Source organism: Vibrio crassostreae (assembly GCF_024347415.1).
Taxonomy (GTDB): Bacteria; Pseudomonadota; Gammaproteobacteria; order Enterobacterales; family Vibrionaceae; genus Vibrio; species Vibrio crassostreae.
Window position 1 is genome coordinate 1958119 of record NZ_AP025476.1, and the last position, 21380, is coordinate 1979498.

The following is a 21380-nucleotide window of genomic DNA, read 5'->3' on the forward strand; positions in this document are numbered from 1 at the left end:
ATGTCTACTAACTCTCAATATACAGGATCGCAATCTAGAGGCTCGCAATCAACTGAGCATCATAGAGCGAAGAATACCTTGCTTAGGCAGTGGGCGATTGTCCGCAAAGACAAATGGTTGTTGTCTTGCCTAACTTGGATTCCTTTGCTGCTTGCTGCCAGTATCTGGCTGATTTTTTCACAAGGGATCGCTCGTGACTTACCCGTTGCAGTTGTCGACCTTGAGCACAGTCAAATCTCGCAACAGTTCACACGCCTTGTTGATGCGTCACCAACGCTGCAAGTCTCTCAGAAATACAACTCTCCGAGTGATGCGGCAAAAGCGATGATTGAACGCGATATCTATGGCTATGTTGTGATACCAAGACACTTCGACCGTGATCTCTACCTAGGCTTAAACCCGCAAGTGTCTGTGTTCTATAACAGCCAATTTATCTTAATCGGTAAGCTAGTGAACTCTGCGTTGCTGCAGGCTCAAGGGACTTTTAACGCGCAACTTGAAGTCGTGAAACAGCTGTCACACGGCGATACCACGGTGCAATCAGCATTAGGCCAAGCAGTAACAGTGCAAAGCCAGATCACGCCACTGTTCAACAAAAACACCAGTTATGCTCAATTCTTGGTGTCTGCGGTTATCCCTGCACTGTGGCAGATCATGATTGTGGTGGGCACGATATTGGTTTTGACGGCGAACGTTAGAGCTCGTGGCCTTCACGCTTGGTTATCCAACGCCCCTGTGAAGTCACTCGCATCAACATTAACGCCCTACCTTGTCTTGTTTTTGATGTTTGGTATCGCGTTTAGCTTTTGGTTCTATGTGCTCTTAGACTGGCCATTTAACGGCAACTTTGGGGCATTGACCATCGCCCAACTGCTTACTGTGATTAGTTGTATCATCATGGGTTGTTTGTTTTTCTTCTTAACACTTGATCCTGCAAGGGCGATGAGTTTCGCTGGCGCATTTACGGCACCAAGTTTTGCATTCATGGGTATTACCTTTCCAGTAACCGACATGAACACTGCAGCGCAAATCTGGAGAAGCTTATTGCCTGTGAGTCATTACATCGAAGTACAAACAGCACAATCTAGTTATGGCGTGAGCGCAGCAGAGTCGCTGATCAGCCTCTCTTCTATGTTGTGGTACGCGGTTCCTGCTTTCGTGGTGATATTGTTAATTAAGAAACACTTGGTGCAAGCAGCTCTGTCTGCACAAACGGCTCTGTCTGCAAAAGCAGCTATATCAGCAAAAGCGGCTTTATCTGCAAAAACAACGCCGTCAACACAGCCAGAAGTATCAGCACCACAAGGAGTAAAACGATGAGCTTTACTCAGCTACTCAAACAAGAACTCTTAGCGGTCCTGCGCAACCCTGTCGTGCTTCTTACGGTATTTGGTGGTGTGGTCTTCTATTCATTCTTGTACCCATTGCCTTACGCGAATCAAGTGCCTCAACAACTGAAAGCCTCGGTTGTGAACTTGGATAAGAGTCAAAGCAGCTACCAATTAGAACGAATGGTGGATGCCACCTCTCAAATCGAGTTGGTTCGTCGAGACTCCACTATCGCCGATGCTAAACAAGCCGTGCTTAACCAAGAGATTGGCGGATTCCTTGTCATTCCAGAAGACTTCTATAAAGATTTGTTGCTTGGCAAGAGCCCGACGCTTTCTTACGCTGGCGATGCTTCTTACTTTTTAGTCTACGGAACCATTGTTGAAGGGCTTGCCAAGGCAGGTGGCACGTTAGCTGCGCAAGTTAAGGTCAGACATTTGTTAGTCGAAGGGGTGCCTTTAGAGTCTGCAGCCAAAGGCTATAGTGCATTCAGCTTGAACCTAAAACCAACGTTTAACAGTCGCATGGGATACATCGATTACGTAGTCCCAGCCGTCTTTGTGTTGATCCTGCAACAAACCCTAGCCATGGCTTCTGGTTTAGTTGGTGCAACCCAAAACGCTCAATCAACGTTTGGCTACTGGAGTAAAACCTCTCCGGCGAAACTGATTCTTGCTCGTTGTTGTACCTTAGTCGGCATTTATTACCTTTTGTCGATGTACTATTTCGGCGCAAGCTTTTCGATGTATGGGATAAACCTACTCGCCTCAACAACACAGATCTTAACCTTATTACTGCCCTTCTTACTGGCAGGCTGTTTGATCGGGATTTTTATTGGTGAGTTAGTACCACGAAGAGAGTTAGTCACGGTTGTGGTGTTAATCAGTTCAATGCCACTGATCTTTTCTTCAGGTTTTATCTGGCCTGTAGAAATGATGCCACAGTGGTTAGTACTGCTATCGGATCTATTTCCAAGTACCCCTGCGATTCAAGGCTTCTTGGCGCTGAATCAGATGGGCGCTTCCTGGCAAGAAGTAGCACCTCAATGGACGCTGTTATGGGGACAAGTTGTTCTATGGGGTTCGTTGCTGGCACTTAAGCTCTACCACAAATCGAGTAAAAGTGTCGTTATTAGCAGCGCTAGTACCAATAATAGCAACAGCCATTAAGCTGTTTGGCTCATCGAAAACCATTAAAAAGCTCTGCTAAAGAGCTTTTTAATGCCTTCAAGCTTGGTGCACATTAACCGTCGAACGGTTATCAGCCGCCAAAAACATATCAAGTTTTCAAGCTCGCTTCACTCACTGCTAACAGGTTGCGAACGCTTTATTTGAAAATCACATCTCAAGATCCATAGAATCGTTTTAAACAAGAATAAACCGCCCACCTAACAGAATTCGCCTGCCGCTATTGCTATCACTGCATATGCCTTTCCTAGTGCGAAAATCATCGACTTATTCCAAAATGATGACAAAACCCGAATAATTGTAAATTTATTGTAAAAATTTCTTTGATGGCATTATTTTTATGTATAGGGTTATCAGTAAGACTTGATAGGCCGAATATCATAGTCTGATTGATGGATGTACCGAAAGGATCTCCATATAAAACGTGATTAGTAGTTATATTTATTTCGCATTTTGACTTAGTAACAGAGCTTTTGTCGCTACCAAAGAAATATATAAGCTATTGAAATACATAACAAACACAACAGCAACAAACATAATTTAATAAAAAGCAGGGAAAACCATGAAAAACATACGTGAATTATTTTTTGGGTTTATATTATTGTTTAGTTCCAGTGCATTTGCAGAAGAAGGATCATTTAACCAAGCTATCAGCAACTTAAGTCAAAGTGTTGATGGATTTTTCAACGAATACACAGGTTGGTTCGTTGGACTAATATTTAAAAGCGTACCGGTAGGTGAAGCAAGCTTCCCGATTATTGTAGGCTGGCTATTGCTCGCTGCGATCATCTTTACTGTTTACTTTGGCTTTGTTCAATTTAAACGTGTAGGGATGGCAATAGATATTATCAAAGGCAAGTACACCGATCCTAACTCTAAACACGAAGGGGAAGTTTCTCACTTTCAAGCGTTAACAACTGCGCTTTCTGGTACTGTTGGGCTTGGTAATATTGCTGGTGTGGGTGCTGCACTCGCGATTGGTGGTCCTGGCGCGACATTCTGGATGATCTTGTGTGGCCTTCTGGGTATGGCTTCTAAGTTCTGTGAGTGTACCTTAGGTGTGAAATACCGAACTGTCCTACCTTCAGGTGTTGTTTCGGGTGGTCCAATGTACTACCTAAGCCAAGGTCTTGGTGAAAGAGGTTTAGGCGGACTAGGTAAAGTGCTCGCTATTGGTTTCGCATTAATGTGTATTTTGGGCGCATTGGGCGGTGGTAACATGTTCCAAGCTAACCAAGCACACGCCATGTTAACTTACGCATTTGACGTACCAAGTGAATACGGTGTAATCACTGGCCTTGTACTTGCCTCTTTAGTTTTCTCTGTGATTGTTGGTGGTATGCCTTCTATCGCATCGGTAACGGAAAAAGTTGTTCCTTGGATGGCTGCTCTGTATATCGGTATGGCTCTGATTGTTATCGGTTCTAACCTTGATCAAGTTGGTCCTGCGTTCAGCGCAATCTTTACAGGTGCATTTACTGGTGAAGGTGTTGTTGGTGGATTCATTGGAGCGTTAATTCAAGGCTTGAAGCGTGCAACGTTCTCGAACGAAGCAGGTGTAGGTTCAGCAGCTATCGCTCACTCAGCGGTTAAAACAAAAGAACCAATCACCGAAGGTCTAGTATCACTATTAGAACCGTTCGTTGATACAGTAATCATTTGTACAATGACCGCATTGGTTATCACTATCGCTGGCTTAAACGTAGGTCCATTCGATGGTTCTGGTTTAACGGGTGTAACGCTGACTGCTGCATCGTTTACTGAAACGGCAGAAGTATTCAAATACACACTCGCTCTCGCGGTAATCATGTTTGCGTTTTCTACCATGATCTCTTGGTCGTACTACGGTCTTAAAGCTTGGACTTACCTATTTGGTGAAGGCAAAACAACGGAGCTGATTTTCAAAGTGATGTTCTGTGTGTTTGTTGTTATTGGTGCCACGATTCAATTTGGTGCGGTAATCGACTTCTCTGATGCGGCTATCTTTGCGATGTCTATCTTCAACATTCTTGGTCTGTACTTCTTGATGCCTGTTGTTAAGAAAGAACTGCAATCATTTGTTGCTCGCGTGAAATCTGGCGAAATCAAAACTTATGAGAAATAACTTCTCTTCAGTGCTTATCGTCAAATAACACTGTTCTAAAAATTTTTGTAATACCCTTTGCTTGAGAAAGCGAGAACAGTACTGCAATTAACCTGAAATCCCTACCGGCTTATGGTTTAGCTCGTAGGGATTTTTGTATCTGAATTTTCTTGCTCAAGCCGTTCAGGAGCTTGGCTTACTTTTTTACGATCTACCGCCTCTTCTACTTCAATCATATCTCGTTGCGCTAATGGCGAGTTACAATCATCAAAACAGTAGGCTACGGTGCAGTTCTCACACAGATATTCATTCATGGTTTAATCCCTGTCCATTGAGATGGTCTAATCACAGAACTACAACAGACCACGTGTTCATCCTAGAACACCGCTATTATGCTGTTTCTCAACCTTATAAATATGCGTGCAAAGTCACCAAGTATTCAATTAATTACATATTAAAACTATTTTACGGCTCTAATCACGGATAGCTTAGTAATAGTGTGAAAACGGTTATGCACTAAGCTACGGAACAGATTAACAGCATAAATAAGCCATTTGGAACGAAAAACGCCCACACCATTTGCATGATGTGGGCGTTTGAATAGCTATAGCTAAAGACGAATGAGTTAAAGGTTTGAGTCTATAAACCCATCTCTTCGGTTAGCGTTTTGATTTGCTTGAGATCCATGGTGTGGACTTCAATCATTTGTCTGATATCGCTTAGTCGAGAGTTTGCGTTGTCTTGCTTCTCACATGCGTCAGATTTCGCATCCCATGATGTGCCGTCTAAGAACACATCACACGCTTTCTTAAGTGAACCAAGGTTCTGTTCAAGCTCGTCTCTTTCTTTCTCAAGCTTTTCAAGCTCTTGAGATATTTGCAATTCTTTACGGAACAGTTCACGAGAACGTTCAAACAAGGTCGACTGCATATCCGCCTGACGGTTTAGCTTTTGATTATCTTGCTCTGTTTTGTCTAGAGTTTGCTTTTGTTCGTTTATTTGCTGTTCTAACGAGTAGTTCGCCTTCTCTAAAACCGCAGACTGTTTGGCTAACTCTTGGAGCTCTTTTTGATGCTCTTCAGCTTGTTTTGCTAGCGCGACTTCGACTTTGGCGTCGATCTCGGTATCAACTTTTGCCACCTTAGCTTCAACCGACGTCATCAATTCTGTTTTGCTATCACGCAGTTCTTGATAACGAGTTTCGAGTACCTGATAAGTGGACTCCCACTTAGAAGCCGTGACTGTAGAACCGATTAAGCCACCCAGAGCTAAACCTATAACCGCAGCAATGCCGATATAGAGCTGACTGCGCTTATCGCGTTCTTCAATAACAACCACTTCATCTTGTTCGCTTTGTCCAGATTGCTGGTTCACTAGCGGGTACTCCCAAAAATATGTTTAACGTTACGCGGTCACTGGTACTAATACCAATACTGATAGTGTAGGTTCAGTTAAACCTATCGCTCAAGTCAGAAGCACTTAAGCTTTTGCCAACACGTTCATCCCAACTGCTCACAGAGAGGTTTAACGAGTTAACTCCGAAATCATCAAGCTGGCAGTATACAAAAGGAAGCTGCTAACGATAACTATCACTACCCCTTTTTGCAGTTTTTCGTTTGTCCGGTAACGAAATAGTACAAATGCCAAAGCCAATAAAAAAACAATCGCTATTAGTCGTGTCATAACTCCTCCTTGTTTCTCTATTTTATACCATTTAAATAAGCAAGTTACGTCAGAGACTCGTTGTTTGATCATTTAATTGAACAACATTTGTGCAAACAGATATTTTGTAGCTGACATCACATTTTATATGATCTAGGATACGCCTACAGATTACCTAATTATTTAGGTAATTGTTCCGATGAAGACTGCAGGAGAGTGGTTTTTAACTAAATTTTAACATTTAGTTAGCTTGACCCGCCGAAGAAGTAAATCTTTCAGGTGCTTTATGCTGGAGAAATCCAGAAAAGTGAGGACTGTCGTTGGAGGAACCTCTGGAGAGAACCGTTAGATCGGTCGCCGAAGGAGCAAGCTTAGTGCCCGTTACTTATCTATAAGTGATTCGCTAAGTGAAACTCTCAGGCAAAAGGACAGAGGAGTGGAAAGCAACAAGCCTTAATTAACAAAAGAATTCTATCTAGAAATCCGTATGTATTAAGTAGTGCTACCGATCCCTGTGATCTGCACTGCCTTCCCTCTTCTCCTTAAATTTTTTAATTTATTAAGGGGAATCTATGAACCACCTACAAGCTACACTACAAACCATCAACCAATTCGTTTGGGGACCACCACTGCTTATTCTGCTAGTGGGTACAGGTATCTACTTTACTTTTCGCTTAGGCTTACTCCAGTTTAGACACCTCCCAACCGCACTAAAAATGGTATTCAGCAAAGACAAATCCGGTACGGGTGATGTATCCAGTTTTGCCGCTTTGTGTACCGCGCTTTCAGCGACCATTGGTACTGGTAACATCGTTGGTGTAGCGACCGCAATCAAGATTGGTGGCCCTGGTGCCCTGTTCTGGATGTGGCTTGCCGCTGTATTTGGCATGGCGACCAAATACGCAGAATGTCTACTTGCTGTTAAATACCGCAGAACCGATAGCAATGGCGAAATGGTTGGCGGCCCTATGTACTATCTTCAATACGGTGTTGGCTCAAGAATATTGGCGGTGATGTTCGCTGTGTTCGCTTTGGGTGTTGCCTGCTTCGGTATTGGTACCTTCCCACAAGTTAACGCTATCTTAGATGCAACTGAAATCTCATTTGGCGCTTCTCGTGAGATGTCTGCTGTCGTGCTTACGATATTGGTGGCGGTGGTAACCCTTGGTGGTATCCAATCTATCGCTAAAGTAGCAGGGAAAGTTGTTCCTACTATGGCGGTGATGTACGTCGTCGCGTGTTTAAGCGTTCTGATTTCAAATGCAGACCAACTACTGAATGCCATTACCCTTGTTGTTACCTCTGCGTTTACAAATACTGCGGCAACAGGCGGTTTCTTTGGTGCGAGCATCATGCTTGCTATCCAATCTGGTATTGCTCGTGGTGTATTCTCTAATGAATCTGGTTTAGGTAGCGCACCAATGGCTGCGGCGGCTGCAAAAACAGATTCATGCGTAAAACAAGGTCTTGTCTCTATGACAGGTACCTTCTTCGACACCATCATCATTTGTACGATGACAGGTTTGGCACTTATCTTAACAGGCGCTTGGCAGACTGACCTTTCTGGTGCTGCGATGACCACTCATGCATTTGCTGTTGGTCTGAATGCAGACACGCTTGGCCCTATGCTGGTTTCAGTTGGCCTAATCTTCTTTGCGTTTACTACGATTTTAGGCTGGAACTACTACGGCGAGCGCTGTGTTGTTTTCTTGCTGGGTACTAAAGCAGTCTTACCTTATAAGATCATCTTCATTGCGTTGGTGGCTTCTGGTGCATTCTTGAAGCTCGACATGATCTGGATATTGGCAGATATCGTCAACGGCCTGATGGCAATTCCAAACCTAATCGGCCTTATCTTACTACGCCATGTTGTTATCGAAGAAACTAAGCTGTTCTTCAAACCTTTAACGTCTTCAAAAGATTGTGAAGCTGTTAAAGCATAATCAGAATTGATTGAACCAAAGCCCGCATTCAAATGCGGGCTTTTTTATATCCCTTCGATACTTAAACTGATTGAATTATTACTATCGTATATCCACAAATAAAATAAGATTTTAATTAGACCACTGTTCTAATTAATTTATTGGTAAAGATTGAACCAAAACCCTCTAATTAAAAGCTCGCTAATAAAATCATCACTTAATTAGATGTTACTTATATTTAACAGATTGTGACTAAATGGCAGAGTTTCTTTCATAAACAAATAAAGAACGCTTTTGTTATGACCACTCAAAAACACACCAGAATAAAACATGTGACTTTAATTCATATAATAGTCAGTTTATAGTCATCTAAATTGTTGAGAGAATTATAATAAAAATAAAACGTTGGCTATATGATCAGATTCGACCCGATTAAAAACCGTATTTATAACGACGAACGTTCTATTAAGATAGGATATCGTGAGACTCGCGTTTTAGAGTTATTACTTAAAAACTCACCTGAGATTGTGAACAAACAAGATATTATTAGCTTCGCATGGGGAAGCGAGTTCATTGGGGATACGTCACTTGCGAAGTGTATCAGCTTACTTCGCCAAGGGTTCGTTAAGCTTGGTATCAGAGAAACACCCATCGTCACGGTGCCGAAGGTCGGTTACCGCCTTATCGACGAATGCGTCTTTATTGACTCGCAACCACAAAGCGAAACCACTGTTCCTCTCACTCCTGTGAGTGACAAAGTTCCACTCGGTCATAGTAGTATTGCTGCCTCTATTGCGAGCAACGATACACCTGAATCCAAATCGACTTCACTTGCCTATTCTCCACTTAGCTATTCTCAAGTCAGCTTATACAAAAACAGACTGTGTTACTTCATAACGGGCTGTTTGCTGTTGTCCTCGGCACTGTTGGCTTTTGCTAAGGTTCACGATAAAAGCCTTGGTGATATCACTCCCTTTAACCGACTTAATGAACAATGGGTTGGGCAGGTACAAGTTTTTCAAGAAACAGAGATGTCTTTGAGCCCAGAACTCGAGGCTATTCTCTACAAATACCAATGTGATTGCGTGGCATACATCAGCGATGAGCCAGGCTATTCAGAACTCTCCATGCTCAACAAGACAACACGTCAATCCATCAATATCTTTTACACAGCCACACAATTAGATCGAGCGAGTGAAGAGATAGCTTTATTCCTAAAGAGAGGCCAATTATGATGCCATTCGTAGCTCTGTTTTCCTCGTTAGCGTTATTGATTGGTATATGGAGTATTCCTTCTTCTCCTCCCCAAAAAGAGCACCGTTATCAACATAGCGTGGTAGACCTTGTGTTAGATGGAAATGTATTACGAACTGATGGACTCACCAAAATAAGTGATAATAAGGTTCTGCATCTTATGTCCGTCCAAGATGACAACATGCCCGACCCGATTGTTCTACGATTTAGAGGAGAGGCAGGCCCTTCTCAATCCCTATTCTTTTCAATAGCTGGCACTATCGACTTAGTCTCGGTGCAAAAAATAAATAAAACGATGAATGACAGCTTATTGTCGCCCTACCTACTTATCAACAATGACCCTTTAACATTGAAGGTTGATATATTAAGTTCAAATGATCTATTTGCTATCATTCGAACATGTAATACAGGAAGAACTCAACTTTTGGCTAAACGATAATTTATCGCCGTTTGGCCATCAGATGAATTCATTCCGTTTTAATTAACACCGTTCTGAATATTACACATGAAAAACGAATGGTTATATTTATTACTGCATCAATAAACATCTCTTGCATTTTGAGCATTAAATTAATCGAACGTTTAAAACACTGGATTAAATTTAAACATCCAAGTCTCATTTATCGCTTTACTGTTGACATTTACATCAAATAAAAACGATGTGAATAATATATCTCATTTCGTAATTAACCATTCACTTCGCTCGCGATTGACCACGTCAAAAACTATTTGACGTTAATGTATCAATCATAACGCCTCATTTTTCTAAAAACGGTTTGAGCCCTATCAAACATTTTCTTTTTAGTTACAGCCTCTTTCACCGAAAAAACAATTGAGACAATACAAACCATTGAATTAAAAGGGTAATTTAATTCAACCCTTTTCAGTATCTATCTATTTATCAACATGAAAAAGTGAACTTGTCTTGTTAATTGCACGGCACAAAAAACATTATCAAAATAGAAAAACTACAAATGAGGGAATTGTTAATGATCCGAATAAACAGAAGTCTCTTAGCAACCGCAGTGTTGTCTGTTCTATCTACTGGCGTAAACGCAAAAATTTACCCAGACCAAATAGTCCATGACCAACTTGGTGACGATGTATGTCGCTCTGGCTATCGCCCGTTAGACCGTTTTGAAGCGGAAGAGCAAAAGAGTGCTTTACTGGCTAGAATGGGCACTTGGCAGATCACAGGCTTAAAAGGAAACTGGGTGATCATGGGCCCGGGATACAACGGCCTTATTAAACAAGACACAACCAACGGCAAAACGTTCTGCTATCCGAACAATGACCAGTCTGAAATTCCAAACTACTCTGCTAAATCGGTTCCAGAAGGCAGCGAGTTGGATGTTCAATACGAGTTGGTCAATAACCGTAACGACTTTGTTCGTCCGTTAAGCTATTTAGCTCACAACCTTGGTTACGCATGGGTTGGCGGCAATAATAGTCAGTACGTGGGTGAAGACATGACGATCAACCGCTCTGGCGACAGCTGGGTGATACAAGGAAACAATGGTGGTTCTTGTAGTGGTTATCGCTGTGGGGAGAAAACCAAAATCACCGTCGACAACTTTGCCTACACCGTTAACGACGACAATTTTTGGCATGGCGATGTTGTTGAATCTGACCGTGAACTAGTGAAGACCGTTTACGCGACAGCAAGAAACAACAGTAATATCGCGCAACAAGTGGTTGTCGACCTGAAAGTAGATGAATCAACAAACTGGTCGAAAACGAACAGCTACGGATTCTCACAAAGTGTTCAAACAGAGAATACGTTTAAGTGGCCTCTTGTTGGCGAAACTAAGCTCACCATTAAGTTCGAAGCCAACCAAAGCTTCTCTAAATCCAATGGTGGCTCCACTAGCGAGCAAGTGACACTTCAAGCGCGCCCTATGGTTCCAGCAAACTCAGAGCTACCGATTCGAGTTGAGTTGTATCGTTCAAGTATCTCCTACCCTTACCGATTCAACGCCGACATTAGTTACGACGTTGAGTTTAACGGTTTCCTTCGTTGGAGTGGCAACGCATGGCACACACATCCGGATAACCGCCCTTACAAAGCCCACACCTTCACTATGGGTCGCGGCAGTGATAAATCTGCAGACATTCGCTACCAATGGGATCACCGATACATTCCAGGTGAAACCAAATGGTGGGACTGGGGCTGGGCAATTAAAGAAGCGGGCTTATCTAGCATGCAATACGCAACAGGCGGAAGCTTACGTCCCTTCCACTCTTACGTATCGGGTGATTTCTACGCAGACTCTCAATTTGCAGGCACCATTGAGATTGGCCAAGCAACACCGATTGCCAACAATCTACGCAGCAAAAGAAGCACTGATTCCGTCAACGAAACGACTGAGCGCATTGGCGATATTGAAGTCACTACCAACTTCAATGCTGATGAGTTGAGTGACTTAGGTTTCGAAGGTGCTGAGATGAACATCAGTGTCGTGGAATAGCTACACCGTCAATAATTAGGCTGCAAATAACTACGCTGTGAAGAACTTCGTTGTTTAATAAGCGCGGCACAAATCTACAAGCAATAAAACGCAAAAGCCCACGACACGTCGTGGGCTTTCATATGTTCTATTAACAAACAGTGAACTACACAGGTTCTTCCATCAGAAGCTTAACGCCCAGCCCCACCAGCACCATACCAGTCACGCCTTCCATCCACTTCATAAAGCTCGCATTCTTTAGCAAGTTTTTAGCCGAGTTAAGCGCACCAGCCAAGCCACATTGCCACACCATCGCAATCATAAAGTGGACCGAAGCCATCAACATAGATTGTAATAACGGCGAACCTTCAGGGTTTACGAACTGAGGCAGAAAAGCCAAATAGAAAACCGCTGTTTTGGGGTTAAGCACATTAGATAAGAAACCTTCACGCAAAGAACGTTTGGCACTGTAGGCTTGATGCGCTTGCTCACCAACTTTCAACCCGCCGCCATTTTTCATCAAAGCGCGTAAACTGCTTAAACCAAGCCAGATCAGGTAAACCGCACCTACCATCTTAACGGCTTGAAAGAGTTCAGCTGACTGGGCGAGGATTGCAGATATACCCACAGCAGAGAAAAACGCGTGTACATACAAGCCGCTACAAATACCAAAGCTGGTCATACAACCGTCAGCTAAGCCAGAACGGCTCGTATTGCGAATTACCAATGCCGTATCTAAGCCCGGCGTTAGCGTTAAAATAGTGATGGCAATCAGAAATGCCTCAAAGTTCAAAATATCCATATCATTGTCATTGTCATTGTTGTTCAGCGATCCATCATCAATACCGCTTATCTGAACAATTCGCAAGCAACAATTGCCATCAGCTATACAACTCACTGATTTTGTGCACAATGGTACAGTTTAATTTGTTAACAAATAGTAAATTACTGGCATATCACTGCCCTACCTTGTTTAGGCTATATCTTCTACTAAGAAGAACTGCCTCAGAAACAAAGTGAAGTGACCAACTTCAAAGTACTTAACATCGAGATGCCCCTTAAACTGATGCAGCCTTATGGGTCATTTAAAGAAACCAAATTAAGAGTAGTCAAATGAGCGCATTCAAAAAACTAGTCGAACACTCTCAAAAATGTTCACGCTTTCAGCACCTAGCCTCTATTTGTGGTTGGGACCAAGCTTCCATGATGCCGACTGGTGGCAATCAAGCACGTAGTGAAGCGATGGCCGAGCTTTCTGTTCATATTCACGGTCTAATGACTCAGCCACAACTCGGCGATTGGATTGCAGACGCTGAAAACGAAGCATTAAACAACGAGCAACAATCGTCCCTACGTGAAATCAAACGCCAATGGCAACAAGCTAACCTACTTCCAGAAAAACTGGTTGAAGCGAAATCTCTAGCGGGTTCAAAATGTGAACATGCGTGGCGTAGCCAACGTGGGGAAAACGACTGGGTTGGTTTTGAAAAGAACTGGCGTGAAGTGGTTGAGCTATCGCGCGAAGAAGCACAAATCCGCGCAGACGCCGCTAACTTAACCCCTTATGATGCGATGCTGGATATCTACGAACCGGGCACCAGCTCTGCTTCGCTTGATATCTTGTTTGCAGACGTTAAAACCTGGCTACCAAACCTGATTGACGAAGTCATCGAAAAACAGTCGAGCGAGCAATTTAACGCGCCATCTGGTATCTACTCGACAGAGAAGCAAAAAGCACTTGGTCTAGAAGTGATGAAGCTTCTACAATTCGATTTTGAACACGGCCGACTAGATGAAAGTGTTCACCCGTTCTGTGGCGGCGTGCCTTCAGACGTGCGTATCACAACTCGCTACGATGAAGCTGAATTCGTTCAAAGCTTAATGGGCATCGTCCATGAAACGGGCCATGCACGTTACGAACAAGGTTTACCTAAACACCTAGCGGGCCAACCAGCAGGTGAGGCTCGCTCTATGGGTATCCATGAATCTCAGTCTCTGTTCTTCGAAATGCAAGTTGGTCGCAGCGATCCATTCATCGGACACTTAGCCAACCTAGCAGGACAACAGTTCTCAGGCTCAGAATTTGAGAAAGATAACTTCCAGAAGATCTACACTCGCGTGAAGAAAGACTTCATCCGTGTTGATGCCGATGAGCTGACCTACCCAGCGCACGTTATCTTACGTTACGAAATTGAACGTGACTTGATCAACGGCAAAATCAAACACACTGATGTCCCAGAACTTTGGAACACTAAGATGCAGTCTTACCTTGGTTTAAGCACTCAAGGCAACTTCACTAATGGCTGTATGCAAGACATTCACTGGACAGACGGCGCATTCGGCTACTTCCCGTCTTACACACTAGGTGCGATGTACGCAGCTCAGTTCATGGCGGCAATGAAGAAAACGGTGGATGTGAACTCAGTGATTGAAAGCGGTGATCTATCCCCTATCTTCACTTGGCTAGAATCGAACATTTGGAGCAAAGGTAGCCTGCTGAGTACCGACGATTTGGTGAAAGGCGCAACGGGTGAAACACTCAATGCTGAGCACTTTAAACAGCATTTGATGAACCGTTATTTGAAAGGTTAAGCATAGCGGCCAGTAGACGTTAGAACAATGATCTACTGGCTCGTTTCTGGACAAACCTTTTGGGATTATGAAAGCTTGTCTATATATCCCTCGATATCAACATCATCAATTAGCCCGTCTGGTAAGTAGCGCTTAGCATAACTTAGGTAAGTTCCGCTAGTGAGCAATAATTTAAACACGTCTTTATCAATGTGCCCGCCTAATGCCATTTTAGACATGATGTGGATAGCCTCACTTAGCGATTTGGCTTTCTTATAAGGTCGGTCGGCAGCGGTTAGCGCCTCAAAAATATCGGCTACTGCAAGAATACGCTCAGGAATCGACAACTCTTTCCCAGTCAAGCCTCTCGGATAACCAAAGCCTTCCATCGCCTCATGGTGAGTCGTCGCATAGCGAGGAACGCGCTCAAGCTCGGGCGGGAATGGGATGCTCTCCAACATTTTGATTCCACTTCTCATGTGTTCATTAATCTTAAAGCGCTCTTCTGCCGATAATGTGCCACGCTGTACAGCTAAGTTATATAACTCACCATGGTTATAGAGAATATCGGGCACCTTCATATTGATACCAAACTCAGGGTCGATATAAAACGGCTGTTCACGTTCAATCACATGTTCAGGGCGATCGGTCAGTAATTTCTCTACTGCTGGTGTCGCTTTAAACTGATAACGCGCTTCCTCTAATGGAGATAAACCCAATCCACGATCGAAGTATCGCACCCACTCTTTTTCAGCCAGTTCATGCAGACGTGCAATATCTTGATCAGACATGAATTCTGCCCCTACGTTAGCGTTGGCAATAAAATTAAACTCTTCGGTAAGTACTGCAAATTCTTGTTGTAATGCTTGTTCTGGCTGCCCATCAACGCCCAGTTCTTGCAAGTTTTTGAGTAAGTATTGGATTTGTATATCTCGCCACAGCACCTCAAAGCGCATACGAACTTCGTGGATTCGGTTATAGTTGGTTTCTAATTTACTGCCTTTATCGACCACAAACTCTGGCGTCGCAATTTTGCCACAATCATGTAGCCAAGCGGCGATACGAAACTCACGTCGTTCTTCATCATTTTCAAAAGCAAACCCTTTAAACAAAGCTTGCTCGGATTTCTCGGCGGCTTCAGACAACATCAGAGCAATCTCTGGTACACGGTTACAATGGCCCGCTGTATAGTGAGATTTTTCATCGATCGCGCGCGCGATAAGTTGAATCACAGACTCAAAAAACTCATTTTGACGCTGCTCAAATTGCTGTAGCGAATGACTACCTCTCATCAGAGATAAACCAAGCTGATGAATTTCTTCAATACGGGAATGAACACGCTGCACTTTTTCGTACTCACGATCTTTAACGAACCTGACCTGTTTTCTTAATGCATTAATTGGCTCCGAAATAGGTTTTGCCATTGCCCACGCAATTGGGATTAAGAGAGTAAGCACAAGGAATGACGCACCAACTGCGTAAACTACCGTTTCATTTACGCCTGCCATTAAGTGGGCTTTAGGAATCACAACAGCAAAATAACGCCCCTCTTTATGTGTCAACTTAGCAACATAGACATATTTCTCGACACCATGGACTGATACCAAGCGCACTGAATTAACAAATGTTGGATCTTTTGCGAATTCAAGAAGTTCCTCGTATGGCACAAAAGTATAAGTTGACTGGGCTGTACTACCCTTAAACCATTTTTCACGCAGCTCAGTTCTCTGCTCTGGCGTAATAGCGCTGACCGCAAGATTAATTATCTCAACTAAAGCTCTTTGATCTTCATTTATTAAGTAATAAAAGGCGTTCGGAATATTGGGCCCTTTAAGCAAATTAATTACCAAATTTTGGCGGAACGTTTCGCGTATCTTGTTTGTCAAAATTTTTTGAATATCAAGCACAGCAACAATATCGCCATTCAATACACCATCAATCGCGTCGTGCAATGAAGCGTAACTAATGATGGTCATTTGGGGATAAGCTTCTTCCAAATCATCTTGAATGCTCCACCCTTTCAGCAAACCAATCCGAGTTTGCTTTACTTGCTCTAGGGTATTGATGTGTTGGTTTTCCTTCTTAGTCAGAAAAGCAAACTTAGCGTGATATAAAGGTTTACCAACCACACCAATACTAGAAAGATCGTCTTGATCGGCAACAGAGTGAAGAATGTCAATATTTCCGCTATCAAAGTCTTTCACAAGCTCATTCCAGCTACGGCCGTTCACAAACCTAAATTTTAAGCCTGTCATTTCCGATATCATTTTGAATAAGTCTATTGCGAATCCATTCGGACGCCCACCCACGGCAAAGTCGACCGGGCCCCAGTTGTTTTGGTTTGACACTGTTAGTTCCGGAGCTTGATCGACTAACATTCGCTGCTCATCGGTCAAATCCACTGGAGAGACTGATGGTAACCGCCCTTCAAGATCCACCACTTTATTCGTTGCAATCAACTGCCCATTTTCTTGATAGATAAAGGCTTCAGCCTCTGGGGCTTTCTTGTTTTTAACAAATCGATTAGTCAATTGCGCTTCTAAAGAGGAAAGGAGGATATCTACACCCACCACAGTTTTTGAACCCGGTACTTTGATTGAAAAAGTTTCACCTGAGACTTTTAGCGTATTAAACAAGTAAGGCGATGTGTTATAAGTTTCATCATATTCAGCATTTTCAAACCAACTACGCTGAGTGGGGATAAAATTACTCGACTCATTCGAGGTATGTCGTGAATTAAAATTCTCATCGTAATAGATACTCACCTTACTACGTTCTCGATTCACTCCGCGGTGAACTATAAGCAACCACTTATCACCGGGTTTCGCCTTCACACGCGAACGAACCTCCTTAGAAGAAAGATTAATCAGCTGGAAGAAATCGTTATTTTCTTTAGCCACAAAAATACTATGGATACTAGACTCTCTCACTAACAATTGAGACAAAGGGACAATGATACTCTCTTCCGGTGTATCCACGCCGATCAGAGATACCAGTTGAGCGCCCCTCCGCGTTATGTTGTCAGCTAAATTTTGAAGACTAGACAAATGGCTCGATACACCAGTTGCAATGGTTTGATATTGAGTAAGGGTGTGTTGCAGCTCTGTTTTTTTCGCAAAATGGTATTGCAAGAGAATAGCAACACTGGCCGTCACGAGAGTGCAAAAGACAAACATACCCCCTAACACTGTCCTTAACGATATGCGTGTGTATTTTTTCTTCATTTTTATTGGCTCAGCTCAGTGCCTTAATATTTCAACTGACTAAAGTATCGTTCAAGAACAACTTTGACGCCAATGATGAGTATTCCCATGCATCAACGAAAATTCGTTCGTAATGAGGCACCTATATCCTGACAACCAAGCAAAATTGCCAACAATGGAATCAAGTCTTTCTGCTTCTATTAATTTGAGTATCGTGAATATTGATATTCAAGAACTAATTTTAGGTCGTATTAAGTCTTAAACGCTCGGTAGCTTAGGAATAAACGAATAATAAAGGCTGAGCAGATTATCTGACTCAGCCTTTTTACTTTTTAGACCTAGATCATTTATCGCCAGTAAGCATATCTAAGAAGATCTGTCTCGACTCAGGTGTGTTGTCTCTATGAGTTTCGTATCTTACATGCGTGTTTGCATCAACTGCTTTTGATAGTTTGATGCTCCAAAGCGCTTTCATTTGGTTAGGTACAATTGAATATCGGACATCGATAATACGTAGATCGTCTGTTGGATCCTGAGTAATATAACCATTCGAGAACCAGCGGAAACGTTCAATGTCTTTGGCTTGTTGAGAGTCAGGGTCAAGCCAAGGCAAATCCCTGCCAACGTTCAGCTTAACGATCGACTCTCCGGGATACGTGCTTACCGATGTACCAACCCGCACTGCGTCTACATGATAATGAGCCTCTGTTTCGTACACTACTTTCCAAACCAAGATATTCGCAAAGCTCGGCTTAGCCTCTAAGCGAATAGGCGTATGTTGGCGTTCTTGTGCTAATTGCCATCCTACCGCTTCTGCTCTATCCCTTTGTATCATCCCCAATGTTGGATAAATCAGTGCCCAAGCAAATGCAGCGCGTGCTAGCCATGGAGTTCGCTTCCATGTCGCCAACACCAACAATATTAAGATAGGAATGGTATAGACAGGGTCGATAATCGAAATGGTATTCCAAGCATAACGTTCATTGGTGAGCGGCCAGAACAGTTGAGTGCCATACGTAGTACAAGAATCGAGTAAAGCATGTGTGCCATAACCTAACGCGCAATACAGCCAACTCTGTTTAAACGAGAGACCACGCCTTTTTGCAATCAAAGGGTACAAAACCAGAGCGCAAATCAAGCTGCCAATAGGAATAAATAGAAGTGAATGGGTAAACTGTCGATGGAACTCCAATGCAAGTAAAGGATCGCTCTCCGATCGAATAAATGCATCTAAATCTGGCGCCATTCCAGATAGCAAACCTAGAACCCCAGCGACCACCAAATGTTGTTTTTTACTCGCCGATTGTGACAAAGAAGCGCCTAGCACGCCCTGCGTTAACGGATCCATAAATCACCCACTTTTAGCATTCCCTTGATCTGAACAAGTACATTTAGCTATAGCAGTGAATCCAGTTAAACAACAAGATTTTGTCAACATACTCATAGACATAATCGTATAAATGTAGACAGGCAAACAAAAAAGAGCAGCCTGATGACTGCTCTTTATTCGTTTATGGACACCTCATCAAGTGTTCATATTTACGAGCGGGGAAAGGTCTCTAACCATCATTAACGAGCCACCATGCTTGCCGCGATAACAACCAACAGCACTGAGAATATCTTCTTGATGGTTGGAACGGGTAAATGGTTTGTCGCTTTTGCGCCTAACGGGGCCGTAAACCAAGACGTGCACACGATACCCAGAAGTGCTGGTAAATAAACAAAACCCGCAAAGCCATCAGTTAGAGCAAAGTGGCTGCTGCCCGAGGTGATGTAACCGATAGAGCCAAATAACGCGATGACAATGCCACAAGCCGACGCACAGCCAATCGCCTTTTTCATATCGACAGAAAAGAACGTGAGCAATGGAACGAGCAATGCACCGCCACCAATCCCTATCATGGCAGACAAACCACCCGTAATGGTTGTCAGAACAGTTAGCACACCTTTGTTTGGCAGTTTTCGTTCTTTAGGTGCATCATTTTTGCTGCTTAAGAACATCTTGATTGCAATGAGAACCACACTCACAGCAAACACAATACGAACGACTTTTTCTGGCAACAGAGCCGCCATAAAGCCGCTAATCAGTGCACCCAGAGCAACACCCAACATGATCCAAGGCGCCAGATCCCAAGGCACGTTTCCATTCTTATGGTGAGCAAGTGCAGAAGACGTTGAAGTAAATAGAATCGAAGCCAGTGAGGTCGCGATCGCAGCGACAACCACTTGATCAGACGGTAGAACGTCTAAATAAAGTAAAATGCTGCTTAGGACGGGAACAATGATCAGCCCTCCGCCAATACCTAACAAACCGGCGAGAAACCCAACACCACTGCCTAGTAAAGCACAGTAGAAAATCAACAACAGCAATTCACTCATTTCATCCATCTCTTATTCAATTAATTATCTTAAATAACACAGTATTAATGTGGTTATATTTCCATTAAGCTAATTAATATAACTGACACCGACTTGAATATTCAAACATATAGATCATGAAGATTCTTCATGATGAATGTGAAGTAATACCATTATTAATCCCACTCCCATCCACGTATAAAAACTTTAAGCAAATAAACTTATACGACACTTTTAGTGAAGACAGCCTCGATTCTTAATCCGGTCACACGCAAACATAAAGCATTTAAATATTAAAGACCGAGAGAATCAGACAACGAATTGGGATACCAGATCAACATGAATAATGAATTTAACTTTACGATTAAGAGCATTAGCCTCGACGAAAACTACCAGCCTGCAGACAGCACGCGTATCACAACTAACTTTGCTAACTTGGCTCGCGGCGACAGTCGTCAAGCGAATTTACGTAATGCACTACAGATGATAGACAACAGTTTCAATGCCTTAGCACATTGGGACAACCCAAAGGGCGACCGCTACTCTGTAGAGCTTGAAATCATTTCTGTTGATATGGACATTGAAAGCAACGGCGAAGCATTCCCTTCAATTGAAGTGCTGAAAACCAATATCCTGGACCACAAAACGAACGAGCGCATTGAAGGTATTATCGGTAATAACTTCTCTTCTTATGTTCGTGATTATGACTTCAGCGTACGTCTATTGGATCATAATAAAGGCCAAGATAAATTCAGCATTCCAGTCGATTTTGGTGATTTACACGGCAAGCTATTTAAGTATTTCGTTAACTCTGACGCTTACAAAAAGAACTTTAATAAGCCACCTGTTATTTGCTTAAGCGTGTCAGATAATAAAACCTATTACCGCACTGAAAACCAACACCCAGTATTAGGTTTTGAATACCAACCGAATGAGTCTTCTTTAACTGAGCAATATTTTAAGAAGATGGGCTTACAGGTTCGTTATTTCATGCCGCCAAACAATGTTGCACCTTTGGCCTTTTATTTCTTTGGTGATCTGCTGAACGATTACTCTAACCTAGAGCTTATCAGCACCATCAGCACCATGGGTACGTTCCAGAAGATCTACCGCCCTGAAATCTACAACGCGAATGCTGTTGCAGGTAACTGCTACCAACCAAACTTGAAAAACTTGGATCACTCACTGACTCAAATCGTTTATGACCGAGAAGAGCGAAGCAAACTAGCTGTTGAACAAGGTAAGTTCGCAGAAGAAAACTTCATTAAGCCATACCAGTCGGTACTAGAAAACTGGTCTGCCAACTACGCGCTGTAATCGCTCTACTTTACGCGCATTAGGAAACGTACGATCCACTTTAGGAA

At 42.9% G+C, this 21380-nt stretch carries 15 protein-coding genes and 1 riboswitch; of the genes, 9 read left to right on the forward strand and 6 right to left on the reverse strand.

Annotation, left to right across the window (positions count from 1 at the left end; all coding sequences use genetic code 11):
- From OC193_RS08795 to OC193_RS08805, 3 genes are all read left to right on the forward strand, one after another.
- Positions 1 to 1320 carry an ABC transporter permease gene (locus OC193_RS08795; RefSeq protein ID WP_048662202.1) on the forward strand — a complete coding sequence of 440 codons (1320 nt, stop codon included), beginning with the start codon at positions 1 to 3 and terminating at the stop codon, positions 1318 to 1320.
- The gene (locus OC193_RS08800) at positions 1317 to 2498 is read left to right on the forward strand and encodes an ABC transporter permease (protein WP_048662201.1); all 1182 of its coding nucleotides are present in this window, start codon (positions 1317 to 1319) and stop codon (positions 2496 to 2498) included. Before OC193_RS08795 ends, OC193_RS08800 begins: the two co-directional genes overlap by 4 nt.
- A 580-nt stretch (positions 2499 to 3078) precedes the next feature.
- Positions 3079 to 4620 (forward strand): alanine/glycine:cation symporter family protein, encoded by a 1542-nt coding sequence (locus OC193_RS08805; protein ID WP_048659464.1) that lies wholly within the window; start codon positions 3079 to 3081, stop codon positions 4618 to 4620.
- Between the two features lie 116 nt (positions 4621 to 4736).
- Here OC193_RS08805 and OC193_RS08810 read toward each other — a convergent pair whose 3' ends face one another.
- Entirely contained in the window at positions 4737 to 4913 is a 177-nt protein-coding gene (locus tag OC193_RS08810) for a hypothetical protein (protein ID WP_165886700.1), read from the reverse strand.
- Positions 4914 to 5238: 325 nt separating this feature from the next.
- Positions 5239 to 5973 carry a chromosome partitioning protein ParA gene (locus tag OC193_RS08815; protein ID WP_048659465.1) on the reverse strand — a complete coding sequence of 245 codons (735 nt, stop codon included), beginning with the start codon at positions 5971 to 5973 and terminating at the stop codon, positions 5239 to 5241.
- 610 nt (positions 5974 to 6583) lie between these two features.
- A riboswitch (glycine riboswitch) is annotated at positions 6584 to 6703 on the forward strand.
- 130 nt (positions 6704 to 6833) lie between these two features.
- On the opposite strand from OC193_RS08815, the gene OC193_RS08820 reads away from it, so the two are divergent.
- The 4 genes from OC193_RS08820 (at position 6834) to OC193_RS08835 (ending at position 11905) form a co-directional block, all read left to right on the forward strand.
- Complete coding sequence (locus tag OC193_RS08820; RefSeq protein WP_048659467.1) at positions 6834 to 8204, forward strand: alanine/glycine:cation symporter family protein; 1371 nt, start codon at positions 6834 to 6836, stop codon at positions 8202 to 8204.
- 392 nt (positions 8205 to 8596) lie between these two features.
- Entirely contained in the window at positions 8597 to 9418 is an 822-nt protein-coding gene (locus OC193_RS08825) for a winged helix-turn-helix domain-containing protein (protein ID WP_048662200.1), read from the forward strand.
- Positions 9415 to 9876, forward strand: coding sequence for a hypothetical protein (locus tag OC193_RS08830; RefSeq protein ID WP_048662199.1), 462 nt, complete (start codon positions 9415 to 9417; stop codon positions 9874 to 9876). Before OC193_RS08825 ends, OC193_RS08830 begins: the two co-directional genes overlap by 4 nt.
- A 550-nt stretch (positions 9877 to 10426) precedes the next feature.
- Positions 10427 to 11905 (forward strand): aerolysin family beta-barrel pore-forming toxin, encoded by a 1479-nt coding sequence (locus tag OC193_RS08835; protein WP_048662198.1) that lies wholly within the window; start codon positions 10427 to 10429, stop codon positions 11903 to 11905.
- 145 nt (positions 11906 to 12050) lie between these two features.
- Here OC193_RS08835 and OC193_RS08840 read toward each other — a convergent pair whose 3' ends face one another.
- Positions 12051 to 12686, reverse strand: a complete 636-nt coding sequence (locus OC193_RS08840; protein WP_048662221.1) for a LysE family translocator — start codon at positions 12684 to 12686, stop codon at positions 12051 to 12053.
- Between the two features lie 311 nt (positions 12687 to 12997).
- Here OC193_RS08840 and OC193_RS08845 point away from each other — a divergent pair, with 311 nt between their 5' ends.
- Positions 12998 to 14476, forward strand: coding sequence for a carboxypeptidase M32 (locus tag OC193_RS08845; protein WP_048662197.1), 1479 nt, complete (start codon positions 12998 to 13000; stop codon positions 14474 to 14476).
- 65 nt (positions 14477 to 14541) lie between these two features.
- Here OC193_RS08845 and OC193_RS08850 read toward each other — a convergent pair whose 3' ends face one another.
- The 3 genes from OC193_RS08850 to OC193_RS08860 all read right to left on the reverse strand — a co-directional run bounded on the left by OC193_RS08850 (position 14542) and on the right by OC193_RS08860 (position 20037).
- Complete coding sequence (locus OC193_RS08850) at positions 14542 to 17631, reverse strand: HD domain-containing phosphohydrolase (protein ID WP_080968106.1); 3090 nt, start codon at positions 17629 to 17631, stop codon at positions 14542 to 14544.
- 370 nt (positions 17632 to 18001) lie between these two features.
- The gene (locus OC193_RS08855; protein WP_048662195.1) at positions 18002 to 19006 is read right to left on the reverse strand and encodes a metal-dependent hydrolase; all 1005 of its coding nucleotides are present in this window, start codon (positions 19004 to 19006) and stop codon (positions 18002 to 18004) included.
- Positions 19007 to 19227: 221 nt separating this feature from the next.
- A complete protein-coding gene (locus OC193_RS08860; protein ID WP_048662220.1) occupies positions 19228 to 20037 on the reverse strand; it encodes a sulfite exporter TauE/SafE family protein in 810 nt (269 codons plus the stop codon).
- A gap of 318 nt (positions 20038 to 20355) precedes the next feature.
- Between OC193_RS08860 and OC193_RS08865 the strand changes: the two genes are divergently transcribed.
- Positions 20356 to 21333: a DUF1852 domain-containing protein gene (locus tag OC193_RS08865; RefSeq protein WP_048662194.1), complete on the forward strand. Its 978-nt coding sequence runs from the start codon at positions 20356 to 20358 to the stop codon at positions 21331 to 21333.
- Positions 21334 to 21380 lie beyond the last annotated feature (47 nt).